Origin of the sequence: Amycolatopsis sp. lyj-112 (genome assembly GCF_046549055.1) — a bacterium.
Taxonomy (GTDB): Bacteria; Actinomycetota; Actinomycetes; order Mycobacteriales; family Pseudonocardiaceae; genus Amycolatopsis.
In genome coordinates this window covers 1-19,086 of sequence record NZ_JAJPWS010000017.1, presented here as the reverse complement: position 1 = coordinate 19,086, position 19,086 = coordinate 1, and the positions used below count along the sequence as shown (strand labels likewise).

The window sequence follows — 19,086 nt, the reverse complement described above, 5'->3', positions numbered from 1 at the left end:
CCACCGTCGGCCGACGTTTCTCGACCATGTCCTTGAGACCGCGCGGGCGCCCACCCGAACTTTGAAACCTTTGGAGCCTTCGCGTGCCCGCAGCCAGCGCCACCGCAGTCGATGCCGGCCGCCATCCCGGCAAGACGCGGCCCGACCTGCGCAACGTCGCCATCGTCGCACACGTCGACCACGGCAAGACCACCCTCGTCGACGCCATGCTCCGGCAGTCCGGCGCCTTCGAGGAACGTGCCGAACTGGTCGACCGCGTGATGGACTCCGGGGAGCTCGAGCGGGAAAAGGGCATCACCATTCTCGCGAAGAACACCTCCATCCATCGCGAGACCGACCAGGGCCGGGTGACGATCAACGTCATCGACACCCCCGGCCACGCCGACTTCGGCGGCGAGGTCGAACGCGGCCTGGCCATGGTCGACGGCGTCGTCCTGCTGGTGGACGCCAGTGAGGGCCCGCTCCCGCAGACCCGCTTCGTGCTGCGCAAGACCCTCGAAGCCGGCCTGCCGGTGATCCTCGTGGTCAACAAGACCGACCGTCCCGACGCCCGGATCTCCGAGGTCGTCGAAGAGACCCACGACCTGCTGCTCGACCTGGCGGGCGACATCGAGAACGCCGACCTCGACGCGATCCTCGACCTGCCGGTCGTGTTCGCCTCCGCGCGGGCCGGCAAGGCGGGCCTCGAACAGCCCGCCGACGGTGACGTTCCCGAGAGCGAGAACCTCGACCCGCTGTTCGAGACCCTGCTGCGTCACGTGCCGCCGCCCTTCGCGGACAAGGAAGGCCCGCTGCGCGCGCTGGTCACCAACCTCGACGCGTCGAACTTCCTCGGCCGGATCGCGCTGATCCGCATCCACTCCGGCAACCTGCGCAAGGGCCAGACCGTGGCCTGGATGCGCGAGGACGGCAGCATCCAGAACGTCCGGATCTCCGAACTGCTGGTCACCGAGGCGCTCACCCGCGTCCCGGCGACCGAGGCCAGCGCGGGCGAACTGGTCGCCATCGCCGGTATCCCCGAGATCACCATCGGCGACACGCTGGCCGACGTCGAGAACCCCGAGGCGCTGCCCCGGATCGCCGTCGACGAGCCCGCGATCTCGATGACCATCGGTGTCAACACCTCGCCGCTGGCCGGCCGCAGTGGCGGCGACAAGGTCACCGCGCGCCTGGTCAAGGCCCGGCTGGACCAGGAGCTGATCGGTAACGTCAGCATCAAGGTGCTGCCGACCGAGCGCCCCGACACCTGGGAGGTCCAGGGCCGTGGCGAGCTGGCGCTGGCGATCCTCGTCGAGCAGATGCGCCGCGAAGGCTTCGAGCTGACCGTCGGCAAGCCGCAGGTGGTCACCCGGATGATCGACGGCAAGCTGCACGAGCCGTTCGAGCGCCTGTCGATCGACGCCCCGGAGGAACACCTCGGCGGCATCACCCAGCTGCTCGCCTCCCGCAAGGGCCGCATGGAGCACATGGGCGGACACGGCTCCGGCCGCATCAAGCTCGACTACGTCCTCCCGGCGCGTGGCCTGATCGGCTTCCGTACCGACTTCCTCACCGAGACCCGCGGCACCGGTATCGCGAACCACGTGTTCGAGGGGTACTTCCCCTGGGCGGGCGAGATCCGCACCCGCCACTCCGGCTCCTTGGTCGCGGACCGTTCCGGCCCGATCACCGCGTACGCGATGATCCAGCTGGCCGACCGCGGCACCTTCTTCGTCGAGCCGGGCGCCGAGGTGTACGAGGGCATGGTCGTGGGCGAGAACCCGCGCGCCGAGGACCTCGACATCAACATCACCAAGGAGAAGAAGCTGACCAACATGCGTCAGTCCTCCGCCGACGTGATGGAGACGCTGGCCCGTCCCCGCAAGATGGGCTTGGAAGAGGCGCTGGAGTTCTGCTCCGTCGACGAGTGCGTCGAGGTCGCGCCGGACGTCGTCCGGATCCGCAAGGTCACGCTGGACGTCAACCAGCGCGCCAAGGAGCGCAACAAGATGAAGAACCGCGGCTGAACTGTGTTGATTGCCGCGCGCTGACTGTGTTGTTGCCCGCGCGCTGACGAAGACCCGCCGAAGGGGCGTCGACCCGCTTCAACCTCAGGTTGAGCGGGGAGGCGCCCCTTCATCGTGTCTTCGTGGGCCTTCGGCCCGAAAAGAGGGCGCGCGGGGTGAAGTCTCCGTCGGGCGCGGGGCGCCCTTGGGGAGACCGTTTGGTCACTTACGGTATTCGTTCGGGTTCTTAATGTCAGATCGGGCTTTTTCCGCGAATTTCTTGTTCCATTTTGGACGGTGTTCAAGACGCTGGAACGGTTTCTCTGCGGGGCGAGAGGACGGCGGCGCACACCGTCCCGAGAACGCCGACACAACCCAGCGCGAAACACACGATCCGAAATGCGTCCGTATAGGACTCCCCGGAGAGTCGCCCGCCGGTAATCGACGCCAGAACGGCACCCACAACCGCGATGGCGATCGTTTCCGTCGCCAATCGTGCGGTGGTGAACATTCCGGCCGCCGTTCCGGAATGTTCCGGGCTCACGGAACCGATTGCCAAACCGTCGAGCAAACCCATCGTCAATCCCGTACCTGCCCCCACGAGAACGAGCGGGGCGAGCAACGAGAGCACTCCGGACGACGCGTTCATGGTCATCAGCAGAAAGGCCCCGGCGGCGCTCACTGCGACCGCTCCCGCGACGAACCACATCGACGGCAGACGTCGTGCCAGCGCGGCCCCGACGGTGGGGAACAGCACGGTCGGCGCCGTCAGCATCAGCAGCCACAGCCCGGCCTCGCCGGCGCTGAGCTCGACGACCTCGATCAGGTACGACGGCAGGTAGACCAGCAGCGGCACCAGGATGGTGACCAGCGCGCCCGCCGCGACGGCCAGCGACGTGAAGCCGCGGTTGGCCAGCAGGGCGAGGTCGAACAGCGGATGTTCACGGCGTCGTTCCACCACCGGGAAGAGGGCCGCGAGCACGACGGCCGACACCACGCTGCCCACGACGACCGGATGTCCGAAGCCCCGTTCACCCGCTTCGACCAGACCGAAGATCAGCAACCCGATCGCGCCGGTGAAGAGCGCGGCACCGGCCCAGTCGATCCGGCGCCCGGTCTCACCACGAACGTCCGGCAGAAGCGGCGTCAGAGCCAGCACGACGGCGGCCACGGCCGCCGGGGCGCCGAAAACGGCCCGCCAGCCCATCAGGTCGACCAGCAGGCCCCCGATCGACGGCCCGAACGCGAGCCCGATCCCGAGCACCGTCCCGACCAGACCGAACGCCCGCGTCCTCGCCGCGCCCTGGAAGGTCTCGGTGAGGATCGCCAGCCCGCCGGTCACCGCGGCGGCCGCGCCGGTGCCGGCGATCAGGCGGACGACGTCGAGCACGACGATGTTCCCGGCCATCGTGCAGGCGATCCCGCCGCCGACGAACAGGGCCAGCCCGGCCACGTAGATCCGCCGTCTGCCCAGCACGTCGGCCAGAGATCCCGCGAAGACCAGGAAGCTCGCGAAGCAGGCGTTGTAGCCGTTGACGACCCACTGGGTGGCCGCCAGGCCCGCGTCGAGGTCGTTCGCGATGTCGGTCAGGGCGACCGACGCGCCCGTGATGGTCAGCGGGAAGGTGAACGTGGACATGAGCACGATCACGAGGACGAGTGCGCGTTTGGTCACCTCGGCAAGCTAGCCGCAGATGCTTCGCCGGGCTAAGCGTTTTCCCCGGGCCTGAGCAGGAACCTCGCGACCGGTTCGAACGTCCTCCTAGTAAGGGGCACGCGCCCGGTCGCGCGGCGGACGGCCCGATATGGGAATCTCGCTGCCAAGGCCGTGCCCACCGTGGCAGCATGGCGGCGGGCGAGGGACAAATCAGGAGGATTCAGGCGTGCGGGTTGCGAATAAAACGGCGCCGCTGCTGGCGTGCGCCGCCGTCCTTCTCGCCGCCTGCAGCAACACCCCGCCTCCGCCCGTGGTCAGCTCGTCGGCCTCGCCGGTGAGCACGTCGACCACGAAGACGCCTTCGCAGGTCGTGGTGGGTGTCGACGACGTCCTCGGCGGCTACAACCCGCACAACCTCGCCGACGCCTCCCAGGTGACGTCGGCGCTTTCGCAGCTCCTGCTCCCGTCGGTGTTCCGCCCCAAGGACGACGGCACGGTCGAGCTCGACAAGAACCTGATGAAGTCCGCCGAGGTCGTCTCGCAGCAGCCGTTCACGGTCGCGTACACGATCCGTCCGGACGCCTCGTGGTCCGACAGCGCGCCGATCGCCGCGGAGGACTTCGCGTACCTCCGCGAGGCGATGCGCGACCAGCCCGGCGTCATCGGCGCCGCGGGCTACCGGCTGATCTCCGACATCCAGTCGCGTGAAGGCGGCAAGCGGGTCGAGGTCACCTTCGGAAAGCCGTACCCGGGCTGGCAGACGCTCTTCAACGATCTTCTGCCAGCCCACCTGCTCAAGGACGCGCCGAACGGCTGGCAGGGGGCGCTGGCGACGACGTTCCCCGCCGTCGCCGGGCCGTACTCGATCAAGGGCCTCGACACCGCGCGCGGAGAGGTCGTCCTGGAGCGCAACGAGCGCTACTGGGAGAAACCCTCCGCACTGGACCGGATCGTGCTCCGTGCGGGCGATCAGGACGGCACACTGGCCGCGCTGCGCAGCGGCAACGACCAGTTCGTCATGACCAGGACCGACGCCACCGGCCTCAAACGGCTCGGGGAGCTGGGATCGGCCGTTCAGCTGCACACGGTCGCGCGGCCCACGGTCGCCCAGATCCTCCTGCGGCCGGTGAGCGCGACGCTCGCGGACGCCAAGGTGCGCGAAGGCGTCACCGCGCTGATCGACCGCGGCAAGCTGATCACCGAGGCCGCGGAAGGGGGCCCGTCGGACAAGCTCCGTGCCGACGCCCAGGCCCGCGTCCCGTCGGTCACCGGCTTCCAGCCGACGATCCCGGCACCCGGGCCGCCGTCGGCCGCCGATCCGGCCAAGGGCGAGGAACTGCTCAAATCCGCCGGCTACACCAAGGAAGCCGGGACCTGGCGCAAGAACGGGAAGAACCTTTCCCTCGTCGTCGCGTCGCCCGCGAAGCAGGAGCCGTACGCGACGATCGCCAAGGAGCTGACCGCCCAGCTGGTGGCCGCGGGGATCGAGGTCAACGCGATCGCCCCGCAGCCGAGGGAGCTCTTCTCGAACCTGCTGGCCATGCCGGTGCTCAACGGAGTGCAGCAGACGACGCCGGAGGGCGCGGGCAACGTCGGGATCGACATCGCGGTGATCGGCCAGGCCACGGGCGGTGCGGACGTCGCGTCGGTGCTGGCGTCCACCTTCGGCTGCCGTCCTGATCAGCTCACCGACAAGACCAAGGCCGTCGTGCCGGGCAACCCGCTGGGCTTCTGCGACCCGGCCCTGCAGCCGTCGATCGACTCCGCGCTGGCGGGCACCACGCCCGTCGCCACCGCGCTTTCGACCCTCGAACCGGAATTGTGGCGCCGGAATGTTGCCATTCCGTTGTTCCAGCTGGCCGATACCCTCGCCATCGGCTCTGGTATTTCCGGAGTAACCGCTGGTCCTCCTATGGTGGGCCCATTCGGGTCCGCGGTGAACTGGACGCGCGGTCCGAAGTAGCCGATTCGCCGCCAAGTTCGCGCCGGAGGGTGACCTTTCTCGGCACGTTCGAGTGGCGGGTTGATTCCTCCTGGTAACCAATATATTTCTCGAAGTCAGCCGGAAGTTACCCTTTGGTCACGATCGCCCCGGAACTGGTGACTGTTCGTGCATTTCCTTTCTAGCGTGCACCCGCAGTGCGCCAAATGAGGTTGCTTGGCGTGTCATAGGCTCCGGCCCATCTCACCGGAGCGGTGTGGGGTCCTGTTCCGATCTCAGGAACCCAGTGCTAGGAGGGCACACTTCATGAGGAAGTCCAAGGCAGTCTCCGCCTGGTCGCTGATCGCGGCCTCCGCGCTTGTGCTGAGCGCATGCAGCGGTGGCGACAGCGGCAGTTCCGACCAGAACGGGTCGTCGACCGACATCAAGGCCATGGCGCTCGGCAAGGCGCAGAACGGCGAAAACTTCAAGCTCGCGGACACCCCGGGGTACGAAGGCACCGTCACGGTGGGTATCGACGACGGGTACTCGGGCTACAACAACGACACGCCCGACACCAACACGTCGTACAACACCTACATCCTGACTGCCGTGCTCGCCGGTGCCGATGTGCTCGACGGCAACAACAAGGTGCTGCTGAACAACGACGTGTTCGAGTCCTGGGAGGTCACCTCCAAGGAGCCGCAGACGGTCGTCTACAAGATCAAGCCGAACGTCAAGTGGTCCGACAACGAAGCGTTCGACTGTGACGACATGTACCTGTCCTGGCTGGCGCACAACGGTGGCGCCAAGGGCCCGGACGGCAAGCAGGCCTTCCTCGCCGCTTCGACGACCGGCTACCAGCTGATCAACTCGGCGACCTGCAAGGACGACCTGACCTTCGAGACCAAGTACTCCGAGCCTTACCTGGACTACAAGGGTCTGTTCAACTCGACCGCGATCATGCCCGCGCACATCGTCGAGAAGAACGCGAACGTCGCGGACATCACGAAGCTGACCCTCACCGGCGACCCGGCGCAGCTCAAGGCCGCGGGTGACTTCTGGACCAACGGGTTCAAGCAGTTCAAGGCCGACATCATGCCGGCTTCGGGCCCCTACAAGATCGAAGCGTTCGACGCCAACCAGAAGGCCGTCACGCTCGTGAAGAACCCGAACTGGATCGGTGGCAAGGGTGGCCCCTCCAAGATCGTCGTGAAGGCGATGGAGGACACCAAGGCCATGGCGACCGCGCTGCAGAACGGTGAGATCGACGTCGCCGCTTCGACCCAGCCCGACGCCACCGCCGCCGGCACCCTGAAGAGCCTTTCCGCTCAGGGCGTCACCTACGGTTCGGCCTCGCAGCTGACCTTCGAGCACATCGACCTCAACTACGGCCGCATGTTCAAGGACAAGAACCTGCGCAAGGCGTTCTTCGAGGTCGTCAACCGCCAGGAGATCACCGACAAGCTGCTCAAGGAAGTCCAGGCCGACGCGACCCCGCTGAACAGCATCGTGTTCATGCCGGGCGAGCAGGGCTTCAAGGACCTGTACAGCAGCAAGGCCGGTCTGGGCGCCGAGGCCGCGGCCAAGACGCTGACCGACGCCGGTTGGGCCAAGGGCGGCGACGGCATCTTCGCCAAGGACGGTGTCCGCGCTTCGTTCAAGATCTCGCACAACCAGAACGCCCGCCGTCAGCAGACCGTCGAGATCATCATCTCGCAGGCCAAGCTCGCCGGTATCGAGATCACGGACGACCAGGACGCGAACTTCCTGAAGGGTGGCCGTCTCGCGGCCAGCGACTACGACGCCGCGCTCTTCGGTTGGTCCGCCGCTCCGTTCAAGGCCGAGCAGAAGTCGATCTACATCACCCGGGTCGACGACAGCAGCCAGAACTACCAGGGCCTGACCAACCCGACGATCGACTCGTCGTTCGAGGCGGCCGTGAAGGCCACCGACGAGGCCGTCCAGCTGGAGAGCTACCAGAAGGCCGACCAGGCGATCGCGGACGAGTACGCGACGCTGCCGCTGTTCCAGACCCCGTCCATGTGGGCGTTCAAGGGCATCGACCGCACTTACATGCAGTCGTACAACGGTGTCCTGTGGAACGCCGGTGAGTGGGAGAAGAAGTAGGGTCTAGGCCCGCTTTTTCACCTCTCGCTTACGCAATCGGAGGTGGTAAGGGGGTCCGGCCAAAAGCCGGGCCCCCGTACCCGCCGGAAGTAGCTGTTGACCGTAGGGTTACCGCCACTACGGTGGACAACCGGGCGACGGTCCAGCACTTCGGCGACCAGGCCCGGATGAGGAGCAGTTCGTTGAACCTGGTGATCTACATTCTTCGCCGTCTGGCGATATCGATTCCCGTCCTGCTGGTCGGGACTTTTCTGTGTTTCATCATGGTCGCCGGCACCGGCGACCCGCTCGCGGAGCTGAAGAGCAACCCGGCGATGAACCCGGCCGTCCTCGCGGAGACCGCCTCGCGGCTCGGCCTGGACCAGGGCATCATCCCCCGGTACTTCAGCTGGCTCGGCAACTTCGTGACCGGTGACTGGGGCGTGTCCATCGCGCAGGGCAACGCGCAGGCGCCGGTGTTCCCCAAGGTCATGGCGGCGTTCGAGGTCACCTTGAAGCTCGTCGTCGGAGCCGAGATCCTCGCGCTCGTCCTCGGCGTTCTCGTCGGTGTGGTCGCGGCCGTCAAGCAGTACTCGATCATCGACTACATCGCCACGACGCTGGCCTTCCTTCTGTTCTCGATGCCGATCTTCTGTGTCGCCATCGTGCTGAAGGGCTACGCGATCGAGTTCAACGGCTGGGTCCGGGACCTGGGACTGTCCGATGTGCTCGGTAATCCCTGGATCCGCACCACGAGTCCGGAATCGCTGAATTTCGACGGTCCAGGCGGCTTCCTGGCCAGTTACGTCGGCGCGTACCTGTTGCCGACACTGTCCATCATGGCGATCAGCTTCGCCGCGTACAGCCGGTTCCAGCGCGCTTCGATGCTGGAGACGATGAACGCGGACTACGTCCGGACGGCTCGTGCGAAGGGGCTCGGCAGCGGCCGGGTCATCTTCCGCCACGCGTTCCGGAACGCCCTGATCCCGGTGACCACGCTGTTCTCCGTCAACTTCGGTGCCGTGCTTTCGGGCGCGATCATCACCGAGTCGGTGTTCAACTGGAACGGCATGGGCAAGCTGCTCGTCGAAGCCGTGGTCAAGAACGACACGCAGGTGATGATGGGGTGGCTGGTGCTCATCTCCGGCAGCATCATCGTCGCCAACCTGATCGCCGATCTCATGTACGGCATCCTGGACCCGAGGATTCGCGTTGGCTGACTTGAATTCCCTTATCGCGGCCGAAGATTCCGCGGCCGCCGCCGAAGGCAAGCTTCCCCCGGAAGCCATGCCGGAGCCGCGTAGTCAGGGCAAGCTGGTCCTGCGTAAGTTCCTGCGGCACAAGCTGGCGATGGTGTGCACGGCGATCCTGCTGCTGCTCGTGCTGACCGTGATCATCATGCCGATCTTCTGGCCGTACGACTACGAGGACAGTTCCTTCCCGTCGTTCGCCAAGCCGAGCGGGGAGTACCCGCTGGGCACGACGCAGGTCGGCAAGGAGATGGTGTCGCAGATCCTGCGCGGCACCCAGTACTCGCTCCTGATCGCGCTCATCGTGTCGATCGTCGCCACCACCATCGGCACCGTTTTCGGTGCCATGGCCGGCTACCTGCGCGGCTTCACCGACTCGGCGATCTCCCGCGTGACGGACCTGTTCCTGATCGTCCCGCAGATCGCCGCCGCGGCGATCCTGGCGAAGGTGTTCGGCGGTGGTACCTGGTACATCGTCGCGATCGTGCTGGCCTCCTTCGGCTGGATGCCGATCGCGCGTATCGCCAGGGCAGAGGCGATGTCGTTGTCCCAGCGGGAGTTCGTGGACGCGTCGCGCGCGTCCGGCGCCGGGACGTTCCACATCGTGTTCAAGCACCTGGTGCCGAACATGATCGGCCTCATCACGGTCAACGCGACCCTCGCGATCGCGCAGGCCGTGCTGATCGAGGCGGCGCTTTCCTTCATCGGGCTGGGGGTGCAGCTGCCGGACACGTCGCTCGGCCGCGTCATCCTCGAGAACTACTCGCAGCTGCAGAACCGGCCGGCGTTGTTCTTCGGTCCGTTCGTCGTGCTGGTGCTGATCTCGCTGACGATCAACTTCATCGGTGACGGCCTGCGGGACGCTTTCGACCCGCGGCAGCGCCGCATGAAGGGCTAGTCCTCTCTTAAAGCGCGTGAGGGCCACCCTCAGGGACTCAGAGTCCCTGAGGGTGGCCCTCACGCGCTTTTCGTTACGAAACCTCTAAGCGCGCAAAAGGCCCCCTTCCCGGAGGAAGGGGGCCTTTTAAGTACTTCTTAGACGCTGTCGGCGACCGGGGCGAGCTTGCCCGCGTTCCAGGCCGCACGGCGCTCGGCCTGCAGCACCGGGTCGGCCACCGGGGCGGCCGAGAGCAGACGGCGGGTGTAGTCCTCCTTCGGCGAGTGCAGCACCTGGTCACGCGTGCCGACCTCGACCAGCTTGCCGTACTGCATCACCGCGACGCGGTCGGCCAGCAGGTCGACGACGGCGAGGTCGTGGCTGATGAACAGGCAGGCGAACTGCAGCGAGCGCTGCAGGTCCAGGAACAGGTCCAGCACACGCGCCTGCACCGAGACGTCCAGCGCCGAGGTCGGCTCGTCCGCGATCAGCAGCGCCGGGTCGAGCGAAAGCGCCCGCGCGATGGCGACCCGCTGGCGCTGGCCGCCGGAGAGCTCGTGCGGGTACCGGTTGCGGTAGTGGCCGCCGAGCTCGACCTTGTCCAAAAGGGACGTCACGCGCTCGTTCAGCGCCTTGCCCGACAGGAACTTGTGCAGCACCATCGGCTCGGCGATCGATTCGCCGATCGTCATCTTCGGGTCCAGTGTGGACGCCGGGTCCTGGAAGACGATGGAGAAGTAGCGGCGCAGCGGGCGCAGGTCCTTGTTGGACATGTTCGTGATGTCCTTGCCCGCGATCGACACGGTGCCGGACGTCGGGGTCAGCAGACGGATCGCGCAGCGGCCCACGGTCGACTTGCCGGAACCGGACTCGCCCACCAGGCCGACGATCTCGCCCCTGGCGATGGTCAGCGAGACGTCGTCGACGGCGCGGTTCTTGGCCTGGCCGCGGTTGCCGGGGTACTCCAGCACGAGGTTCTTGATCTCGAGCGCGGGCGCGCTCTCTTCGATCACGGCTTCGAGCTCGGCGTCGGCGAGACGGATCTCGTCGGCGATCTTCGAGGCCTCCGCGCTGTCGGCGTCGATGCCCGAGTCGTCGAGCAGGCGGCGTCCTTCGGGACGCTGGCCGAGCACGGGCACGGCGGCGAGCAGCTTGCGGGTGTACTCCACCTGCGGCGACGCGAACAGGTCGCGCACCGGCGCCTCTTCGACGATGTTGCCCTGGTACATCACGACCACGCGGTCGGCGAGGTCGGCGACCACTCCCATGTCGTGCGTGATCAGCACGATCGCGGTGTTGAGGGTGTCGCGCAGCTTGCGCAGCAGGCCGAGGATCTCCGCCTGCACGGTGACGTCGAGGGCCGTGGTGGGCTCGTCGGCGATGATCACCTGGGGGTCGCACGAGATCGCCATGGCGATGACGACGCGCTGGCGAAGGCCACCCGAGAGCTGGTGGGGGTACTGCTTGAAGCGCTGCGGCGGGTTCGGGATGCCGACCATTTCCAGCAGCTCGATAGCGCGCTTGTCGGCGGCTTCCTTCGAGATGTCCTGGTGCGAACGGAGCGCCTCGCGCAGCTGCCAGCCGACGGTGTAGACCGGGTTCAGCGCGGTCATCGGCTCCTGGAAGATCATCGCGACCTGGTTGCCGCGGATCTTCTGGAGGTCCTTCTCCTTGAGGTCGGCCAGGTTGCGCTCGCCGAGGCGGAGCTCACCGGCGATCCGGCTCGTCTTCGGGAGGAGCCCGAGCACCGACATCGAGGTCACCGACTTGCCGGAACCGGATTCGCCGACCACCGCGACGATCTCACCTGGCTTGACGTCGAACCCGATGCCCTTGACGGCGTCGACGACGCCGTCGTCGGTCGGGAACGAGACGCTCAGGTTGGAGATGGACAGAACCGAACCCGACACGCCGCCGAGGTCCGACGATGCTGCTTCAGTGCTCACCAAGATGCCCTTCGTGGGGGTACATATGGTCACGACACAGGGTCGCGACTGTGTCAACGCGTCTTCGGCGGTAAAAGTGCCTCGGACGTGCGCGAGGATAACCGAGAGTCGCCCGACTAAGGTCGGTGCTCCGGGGCTTCCGTCCCGACACCCTATAAAGGAAAGCCCGTCGTGTTCGAATTAGTCTTCAAGCCGTGATCTCCGCTCAGACCAGGTTGCTCCTCGTCCACGCCCATCCGGACGACGAAAGCATCACCACCGGCGGCACCATCGCGCGCTACGCGGCCGAAGGCGCCGACGTGACCGTCGTCACGTGCACTCTCGGTGAGGAAGGCGAGATCATCCCGCCGTCCCTCGACGGGCTCGGTTCCTGGGCGGCCGACCAGCTCGGCGGCTACCGCGCGGGCGAACTGGCGTCGGCCTGCGCGGCACTGGGGGTCACGCGGCATCGCTATCTCGGCGGCATCGGGCGCTGGCGGGATTCGGGGATGGCCGGGACGCCGTCCGCGGCCCATCCGCGGGCGTTCTCCGGCGGCGACCTCGACGAGCAGGCGGCTCAGCTCGTGGAGATCCTCGACGAGATCCGCCCACAGGTCGTCGTCACTTATGACGCTTTCGGGGGTTATGGGCATCCCGACCACATTCGCGCGCACGAGATAACCATGCTCGCCGCGCCGAAGGCCGAATCGGTCGAACGGATCTTCCATACTGTTTCTTCTCGTGACGCGGTCTCGGCCGGGCTCGCCGCGCTCCGCGGGCGCTCGACGTTCCGGGTGCCGGACGACGGCGAACTGCCGGTGACGCCGGACGAGACCATCACGACCGTTCTCGACGTCGGCCCGCACATCCCGGCGAAGGCCGCCGCGCTGCGAGCACACGAGACCCAGGTCAGCTTGCCCGCTCCGGCGCATCTCGCGGACCACTTCGCGCTGAGCAACGACGTCGCGCAGCCGATCACCCCGCACGAGTACTTCGTGCTCGCCCACGGGCCGGCCGAGGGGGCCGCCGCGGACCTGTTCGGAGGACCGGCGACGTGACGGTGGCGTCCCGGTCGCCACAGCCGCTCACGATGGGGCAGCGCTGGATGCTGGCCTTGCTGTGCTTCGTCGCGTTTCTGCTCGGGTTGCTCGAGTTGTTCTTCCTGCCGCTGCGGCTCGACGGCATCGTGCTGCCGAAACTGGGCGACGCCCCGTTCCCGGTGACCGTCGTCGTCGCCGTGATCACCACGCCGCTGGTGGTGAGGGCGACCGCCAAAGTGGTCCGGCCCTCCTTTTCGGTGATTCCGCTGCTCGTCTGGGTACTCGTTGTACTCGGGATGGGTATGACCGGCCCGGGTGGTGATCTGGTGCTGGTGCAGGACTGGCGCGCGCTGCTGCTGATCGGCGGCGGTGCGCTGCCGGGCGCTCTGGCGCTGGGCGGAGGACTCGGAACAGCGGCGGCGAAGGCCGCCAAGGGAGGCAACGGTGGGTGAAGCGATTTCGGATCGCCAGGTCGTGGCGGTGCTGCGCCCGTTCGTCCGCGGCTGCGGGCCGATGGTCGACGCGCTCCGCGACGCGGATCCGTTCGGTCTGCAGGCCCGGGGCCGTCGCGACGACGCGCTGGAAGACGTCGAGCCCGGGCTGAAGGACAAACTGCTCGACGGGATCACGTCGGTCAAGGTGCCCGGCACCGCGGCCTGGGCGGAGATGACCGGCTATCAGCGGACCGACTGGTGGGTGAACCGGGTCGGCCGCTTCACGTCGTTGATCACCGCGATCCCCGGTATCGGTGGCGCGCTCGCCGACCGGTTGCCGGTGCAGGACGCGCTCGGCGCGGCGTCGCAGGGAGTGCTGCTGTGCGCGATCGCGGGGGAGTACGGCGTGACCGACGTCGGCGCCCGGGTCCGGCTGATCGCGTGGGTGCTCTTCGAACGCGACATTGACCCGGTGATCGCGGCGGGCAAACACGCCGAACATGACAAAGCCGCCGAAGATGACGAAGCGGCGAAGCTCACCGAAGAACTCGACGAGTCGAAGAAGAAGCACGGCAAGGTCACCCTGAAGGCGGCCGCGGGCACGCTGTGGCGGCTCGGCCGGGGGTTGCTGGGCATCGTCGAAGAACTGGAGAAGCGGCCGCGCGGCAAGCTCTTCCACCGGGCACTGGGAAAACTGCCGGTGGTCGGCATGGCGGGCGACTACCTGGGCGAGCGGTCCGGCCTCAAGCGTGTCTGGAAGCGGGCGCACGAGTGGTTCCTCGAACACCCCGACGGCGCCTGAGGGCCGGTTGGCGGAGCTGAGATGCACTCCGAAAGGGACGTAACGCGTGAACACGCGATTGCGGACGCGGGTTCACCAACAGACACTGAGGCCGGGCTCACTTCCAGAACATGAACGCGTCCTGCCCGTACTGCGCGGCGAGTTCGAAGCCGCCGACGGCGTCGAAAATCGTGAAAGAAACCTGCCACAGCAACCGGCTCGCCTCGTCCACGAGGAACAGCAGCGCGAACAGCACGAGCGGAGCCCAAGGCCGGGCCTTCGCGCCGAACTCGCGTGCGCCGGGCGGAAGGTACGGCTCGATCGCGCCCCAGCCGTCGAGACCCGGGATCGGCAGGATGTTCAGGATGAACGTGACGATCTGAAGCAACGCCAGGAACGACAGTCCGATCACGAGCCCGCTCGCCATCGGCACCAGCGCGACGACGAGGGTCAGGAACGCTCCCACCGCGAGGTTGCTCAGCGGTCCGGCCAGGGACACCCAGGACTGGACCGAGCGTGAACGCAGTCGTCCATGTTCGATCCACACCGCACCACCCGGTAGTGGGATGCCACCGATGATGAGGAAAACCAACGGCAGGATGATGGACAGTGCCGGATCCGTGTATTTCCGGACGTCCATGGAGAGGTAACCCTTGTGGGCGACGCTGTGGTCACCGCCGCGGAACGCCACGATCGCGTGACCGAACTCGTGCAGCGTCAGCGACGCCACCCAGCCCCCGATCACGAGCAGGACCACGCCGGCGATGGTCAGCGGGTCGTAGTTCTGGCTGGAAATCGTGGTCGCATCACCGAAAGCCGCCAGTACACCGCCCAGAACGGTGACCGCGAGGATGCCGAGGAAGATCGGGCTTGGCCGCACTGCTGATCTCTGCACCCCACCAGTCTTCCGTATGCCCGATGTGAAGTTCTCGGCGTGTCCCCTTGCGCGATGAGGCTGAGGTATCCCCCGAACTCGCTACTCCGCTTGACCTGACCGCACTACACGGGTGTAATCACAGTGATGTCATTCGTCGCTGGAAGGGGGCGGCGGATGGTGTTTCAACACCGCCAGCCTGGGGAGTGCGTGGACAGCGAGGAGGCGGACGTGCGGTTGGAAGCAGATGGAAGGGAATGGGGGCAAGTCGTGGGTTGGGGCGAGATCCCGGAGCAGCAACTGGGCGATCTCACCGAGCTTTTCGACGATGCCTCCGCGGAAGAGCAGGACTGGCAGGAACGGGCCCTCTGTGCGCAGACGGACCCGGAGGCGTTCTTCCCTGAGAAGGGCGGCTCCACCCGCGAAGCCAAGCGGATCTGCCTCGGTTGCGAGGTCAAGGACGAGTGCCTCGAGTACGCCCTCGCACATGACGAGCGGTTCGGTATTTGGGGCGGGCTCTCCGAACGCGAGCGTAGGAAACTGAAAAAGCGAGCTGTGTGACAGCGATCTCCGGCTGCCCTGGTGCGCCGGAGATCGCTTCCTGCCCTGGTCCCAGATCGTGGGGCCACCGACGAGTGACGGGGCGAGGTCATAGGGTGGCGGCATCTGAGTCGCCGTCCCACTGGAGTCCCGTTGTCGCGAACAGCCGCGCCGCCCGCAGTGCGTACGGTCCCCGTTCTGGCCATTGTGGTCTGTCACAACGGCGAGAACTGGTTGCCACTGACGCTTTCCGCGCTGAGGCGCAGCAGCATCCGGCCTCGGCACGTCCTGGCCGTCGACACCGGTTCCACTGACCGGACCGCGAAGATCCTCGCCGACGCGGCGTCGTCCGAAAGCGTCGTCGGCGGCGCGGACGGTGCCCCGGTCCTCGACGGAATCCTCACACTTTCGAGTGATGTCGGCTTCGGTGCCGCGATGGGCGAGGCCGTAGAGAGCGCCGTCGAACGGTGGGGCGACCCCGGCGGCTGGGTCTGGGTGCTGCACGACGACTGTGCGCCAGAACCCGACTGTCTCGAAAACCTGTTGGCAGCGGCGGAAAACGATCCGTCCGCGACGGTGCTCGGCCCGCTCGCGGTGGACTGGAGCGACCCGCGGCTGATCGTCGAGGCCGGGCTGTCGACCGACGCGATCGGCCACCGGCAGCAGACCTCGCCCGACGAGAACGACACCCCGGTGCTCGCCGTGCCGAGTGCGGGATCGCTGGTACAACGGGAAGTCTGGCACTCGCTCGGCGGCTACGACCCCGGGTTTCCCTTGCTGCGGGAGGATCTCGACTTCGGCTGGCGGGCCAACGCCGCCGGCGGCCGGGTGCTTTCGGTGCCTTCGGCACGGCTCCGGCACGCCCGCGCGCTCAGCACCGGGCAACGGGAACCGGACGCGCTCGGCACCTCTCTCGCCGCGGCCAACCGCGCACACGGGCTCCGGGTGTTCCTCGTCAATTGCCCGCCACTGTCCTTTTGGTTCGGCCTGGTTCGAATTCCGCTCTTCGCGGTGTTGCGCGCGCTCGCGTTCCTCCTGCTGCGCCGCACCGGCGAGGCGGGCGCGGAACTGTCGGCGGTCGGGTACCTGCTGCGCGGCCGCGGCGGACTGCGCGCCGCCCGCGCCGAGCGCCGCAAGACCGAGCGGCCCGGTGACGTCCGTGGCCTCTTCACCGGACGGCTGACGCGGATACGCAACGCCGTCCGCGCCGGTGTCGTCGGGCTCGTGCGACGCGGCGTCGAACGGGACTTCGCCCTCGGGACCGTGCCGGAGAGCGCGGACCAGGAAGGCGCCTGGATCCCGCCGGAGGCGTTGAAGGCCGGGCAAGATCGGCCGACCGGCCCGGGCGCGCTGCCCGCGGGCGCGCTGCGCGGCGTCGGCTCGCGAGGGGCCGGGCTGCGGCGGCCGAGTGCGATCGTCGCGGTCGCGGTGCCCGAACAGGTCACCGAACTGGCCACCGAAAAGCGGGCCTCGGGCAGGCCGAAGCCGTCGCCGGTGCCGCGTGACGGCGGGCGTCCGCCGGAGCCGGAACTCGTGTTCGTCGAGGTCGACCGGAAGCGGGTGCTCGGCGCGACGGTGTTCGCCCCGCCGGTGCTCATGCTCGTCGTGCTGACGGCGCTCGCGTTCGTGGTCAACGGTTCCCGGCTCGGGCTGGACCTCTTCGGCGGGAAACTGCTGCCCGTCGGCTCGCTCGGCGAGATCTGGTCGTCGTACCTCGCGCCGTGGCACGCGATCGCGGGCGGGACGGCGAGTCCCGCGCCCGCGACGCTGCCGGTGCTGGGCATCCTCGGCGCGGTCTTCGCGCCCATCGGCGGCCCGGCGGCACTGGTCGCGATCCTCCTGATCGGTGACATCCCGCTCGCCGCGCTGAGCGCGTACGTGGCGACTCGTCGTCTTCGCGTACGTCGCTGGGTGCGTGCCGTCGTCGCGGCGGCGTACGGCGTGCTGCCCGCGGCCACCGCTTCGGTCGCGCAAGGACGTCTTGACGTCGTCGTCGTGCACCTGCTGCTGCCGCCGGTGATCGCCGGCATCGTGGGGCTGCTGGTGCGCGCGGACTCGCGCTGGCTGCACATCTCCGCGCTGAGCGCGATCGGGCTGGCGCTGATCGGCGCCTTCTCGCCGCTCGCGCACGCGCTGGCGCTGGTCGGGCTGGTGCTCGGGTTCGTCGTGCTGCCTTCGCCGACCGGGCTCGCGCGGCGGATCGCGTCGGTCGGCATCGTGGTGTTCCTGCCGCTGGCGTTGCTGCTGCCGTGGCCGAGCGTGCTGCTGAAACATCCGGAACTGTTGTTGCACGGGCTCGGCGGCGGCTCGACGGCCGCGTCCGGGGCCGATCTCGCCGGGCTGGATCCGGGCGGTCCGGGGGCCTGGCCGATCGGGGTCGTGCTGGTCGCGGCCGCGATCGTCGCGCTGGTGGTCCGGCCGACGAAGGGCGTGGGCGGCGGTGTCGCGGTCGCGGCGCTGGGAGTGCTCGGGCTCGTGGCCGTCCGGTTCGTGGCGCTGACGCCGATGTCGGGCGGCGGGCACGCGACCGGCTACGCGGGCGTTCCGCTGCTGGTGGTCGGCGCGGGATTGCTCTGGACGGTGCTGGCCACCTGGCAGCGCGGCGGAGCCCGGGTCGAACCGGCGCCGTGGCTGGCGAAGGTCACCGCCGTCGCCGGGGTGGTCGTGCTGCTGGCACTCGCGACCGGCGCGGTCGTGGCCGGGCGGGAAGGCCCGCTGCGGTCCGGTGAACGGCCGGCTTCGGAAATCTCGGCTGAACTCGCTTCGACCGGGCGCTCGGTGCTGGTGGTGGGAACTGCTCAGGAACCCGTGCGGCAGACCGGCGGACGGTTGCCGCGGTACGGCGACGACGAACTCGCGCCGACGCCCGGTAGCGCCGACCGGCTGGCCTCGTGGCGCCGGGACTTGTTGCAAGGTTCGCCGGACGCGGTGAAACAGGCTTTCGCCGCAGCCGCGGCCTCCGGGGTGCTGTACGTCGTGTTGCCCAGCGGTGCCGACGGCAACGCCTTCGTCGAACTCGCGCGCGACCTCGTCGCTCCGGCGGCGCCGACTTCGGACGGACGGCCCGTGCTGCGGCTGCTGCCCGCGGGCGGTCAGGTGGCGTTGATCTCACCGGAACTGGCGCAGGCGGCCGTGACCGGGAAGGGCGCTCCGGGGGCTTCGGCCGGCGTCGCGCCGGTGCAGGCCGGGCTGCCGGACGTGCGGGTGCGCGTCTCGGAGGGACCGACCGGGCGGCTGCTGGTGCTGGCCGCGGAATTCGAGGCGGGCTGGCAGGCGAGCGTCAACGGGAAGGCGGTGCCGATCGTGCGTGCCTGGGGACATCAGGTGGCCGTCTCGGTGCCGCCGGAGCCCTCCGAGGTCGTCATCGAGCACCAGGGGACCACGCGGAACCTGTTGCTGCTCGGGCAGATCGCCGCGGTGCTGTTCACAGTGCTGACCGCTGTCCCCACACGACGACGAGACCCCGTCTCGTAGCGATCGGGGAGTCCGTGAAGACATCCCTGGGTTTTGGTTGTCAAGCGGCGATGGTGGTGTGGTGGGCCCAGGCGGTGGTTTCGTTGTAGTGGGTGTGGGTTTTGAGGCATCCGTGGAGGATGCCGACGAGTCGGTTGGCGAGCTGGCGTAGCGCGGCTTGGTGACCGACGCCGCGGGCCCGGAGCGTGTCGTAGTAGGTGCGTGCTCCGGGTGAGGTTT

13 protein-coding genes and 1 pseudogene are annotated in these 19,086 nt (G+C 68.0%); 10 read left to right on the top strand and 4 right to left on the bottom strand.

Translation table 11 applies throughout. The annotated features are described in order from the left end of the window. The first annotated feature begins 83 nt into the window (after positions 1-83). The gene (gene typA, locus ACLJRL_RS35815; protein WP_410660807.1) at positions 84-2,006 is read left to right on the top strand and encodes a translational GTPase TypA; all 1,923 of its coding nucleotides are present in this window, start codon (positions 84-86) and stop codon (positions 2,004-2,006) included. A 280-nt stretch (positions 2,007-2,286) separates the two neighbouring features. Here typA and ACLJRL_RS35810 read toward each other — a convergent pair whose 3' ends face one another. Next, entirely contained in the window at positions 2,287-3,660 is a 1,374-nt protein-coding gene (locus tag ACLJRL_RS35810) for an MFS transporter (protein WP_410660806.1), read from the bottom strand. A 235-nt stretch (positions 3,661-3,895) separates the two neighbouring features. Here ACLJRL_RS35810 and ACLJRL_RS35805 point away from each other — a divergent pair, with 235 nt between their 5' ends. The 4 genes from ACLJRL_RS35805 to ACLJRL_RS35790 all read left to right on the top strand — a co-directional run bounded on the left by ACLJRL_RS35805 (position 3,896) and on the right by ACLJRL_RS35790 (position 9,820). Continuing rightward, complete coding sequence (locus ACLJRL_RS35805) at positions 3,896-5,605, top strand: ABC transporter family substrate-binding protein (protein ID WP_410660947.1); 1,710 nt, start codon at positions 3,896-3,898, stop codon at positions 5,603-5,605. Between the two features lie 285 nt (positions 5,606-5,890). Further along, the gene (locus tag ACLJRL_RS35800; RefSeq protein WP_410660805.1) at positions 5,891-7,693 is read left to right on the top strand and encodes an ABC transporter family substrate-binding protein; all 1,803 of its coding nucleotides are present in this window, start codon (positions 5,891-5,893) and stop codon (positions 7,691-7,693) included. Positions 7,694-7,875: 182 nt separating this feature from the next. Next, on the top strand, positions 7,876-8,892 hold the full coding sequence (locus ACLJRL_RS35795) for an ABC transporter permease (RefSeq protein WP_410660946.1): 1,017 nt from the start codon (positions 7,876-7,878) through the stop codon (positions 8,890-8,892). Between the two features lies 1 nt (position 8,893). Next, entirely contained in the window at positions 8,894-9,820 is a 927-nt protein-coding gene (locus tag ACLJRL_RS35790) for an ABC transporter permease (protein ID WP_410660945.1), read from the top strand. A 137-nt stretch (positions 9,821-9,957) separates the two neighbouring features. Here the strand turns inward: ACLJRL_RS35790 and ACLJRL_RS35785 are convergent, their stop codons facing one another. Next, positions 9,958-11,745 carry an ABC transporter ATP-binding protein gene (locus tag ACLJRL_RS35785; protein WP_410660804.1) on the bottom strand — a complete coding sequence of 596 codons (1,788 nt, stop codon included), beginning with the start codon at positions 11,743-11,745 and terminating at the stop codon, positions 9,958-9,960. Between the two features lie 194 nt (positions 11,746-11,939). Between ACLJRL_RS35785 and mshB the strand changes: the two genes are divergently transcribed. Genes mshB through ACLJRL_RS35770 form a run of 3 tightly spaced genes read left to right on the top strand, consistent with a single transcriptional unit; the run spans position 11,940 to position 14,000 of the window. Then, positions 11,940-12,782, top strand: a complete 843-nt coding sequence (gene mshB / locus ACLJRL_RS35780; protein ID WP_410660803.1) for an N-acetyl-1-D-myo-inositol-2-amino-2-deoxy-alpha-D-glucopyranoside deacetylase — start codon at positions 11,940-11,942, stop codon at positions 12,780-12,782. A 32-nt stretch (positions 12,783-12,814) separates the two neighbouring features. Further along, on the top strand, positions 12,815-13,216 hold the full coding sequence (locus ACLJRL_RS35775) for a hypothetical protein (RefSeq protein ID WP_410660944.1): 402 nt from the start codon (positions 12,815-12,817) through the stop codon (positions 13,214-13,216). After that, positions 13,209-14,000 (top strand): hypothetical protein, encoded by a 792-nt coding sequence (locus ACLJRL_RS35770; RefSeq protein ID WP_410660802.1) that lies wholly within the window; start codon positions 13,209-13,211, stop codon positions 13,998-14,000. The genes ACLJRL_RS35775 and ACLJRL_RS35770 overlap by 8 nt, the downstream gene beginning before the upstream one ends. A 97-nt stretch (positions 14,001-14,097) precedes the next feature. On the opposite strand, the gene ACLJRL_RS35765 is transcribed toward ACLJRL_RS35770, so the two are convergent. After that, the gene (locus ACLJRL_RS35765; protein WP_410660943.1) at positions 14,098-14,859 is read right to left on the bottom strand and encodes a site-2 protease family protein; all 762 of its coding nucleotides are present in this window, start codon (positions 14,857-14,859) and stop codon (positions 14,098-14,100) included. A 171-nt stretch (positions 14,860-15,030) separates the two neighbouring features. Here ACLJRL_RS35765 and ACLJRL_RS35760 point away from each other — a divergent pair, with 171 nt between their 5' ends. Together ACLJRL_RS35760 and ACLJRL_RS35755 are read left to right on the top strand one after the other, a co-directional pair. Continuing rightward, positions 15,031-15,414: a WhiB family transcriptional regulator gene (locus ACLJRL_RS35760; RefSeq protein ID WP_410660801.1), complete on the top strand. Its 384-nt coding sequence runs from the start codon at positions 15,031-15,033 to the stop codon at positions 15,412-15,414. Positions 15,415-15,546: 132 nt separating this feature from the next. Further along, complete coding sequence (locus tag ACLJRL_RS35755; RefSeq protein WP_410660800.1) at positions 15,547-18,867, top strand: glycosyltransferase; 3,321 nt, start codon at positions 15,547-15,549, stop codon at positions 18,865-18,867. Positions 18,868-18,907: 40 nt separating this feature from the next. Here ACLJRL_RS35755 and ACLJRL_RS35750 read toward each other — a convergent pair. Beyond that, positions 18,908-19,086, bottom strand: a pseudogene (locus ACLJRL_RS35750) (IS110 family transposase); the annotation flags it as partial.

Coding starts and splice junctions, on each gene's coding strand:
- ACLJRL_RS35760 (WP_410660801.1), top strand. CDS start 15,031: ATGGTGTTTCAACACCGCCAGCCTGGGGAGTGCGTGGACAGCGAGGAG.
- ACLJRL_RS35775 (WP_410660944.1), top strand. CDS start 12,815: ATGGGGCAGCGCTGGATGCTGGCCTTGCTGTGCTTCGTCGCGTTTCTG.
- ACLJRL_RS35800 (WP_410660805.1), top strand. CDS start 5,891: ATGAGGAAGTCCAAGGCAGTCTCCGCCTGGTCGCTGATCGCGGCCTCC.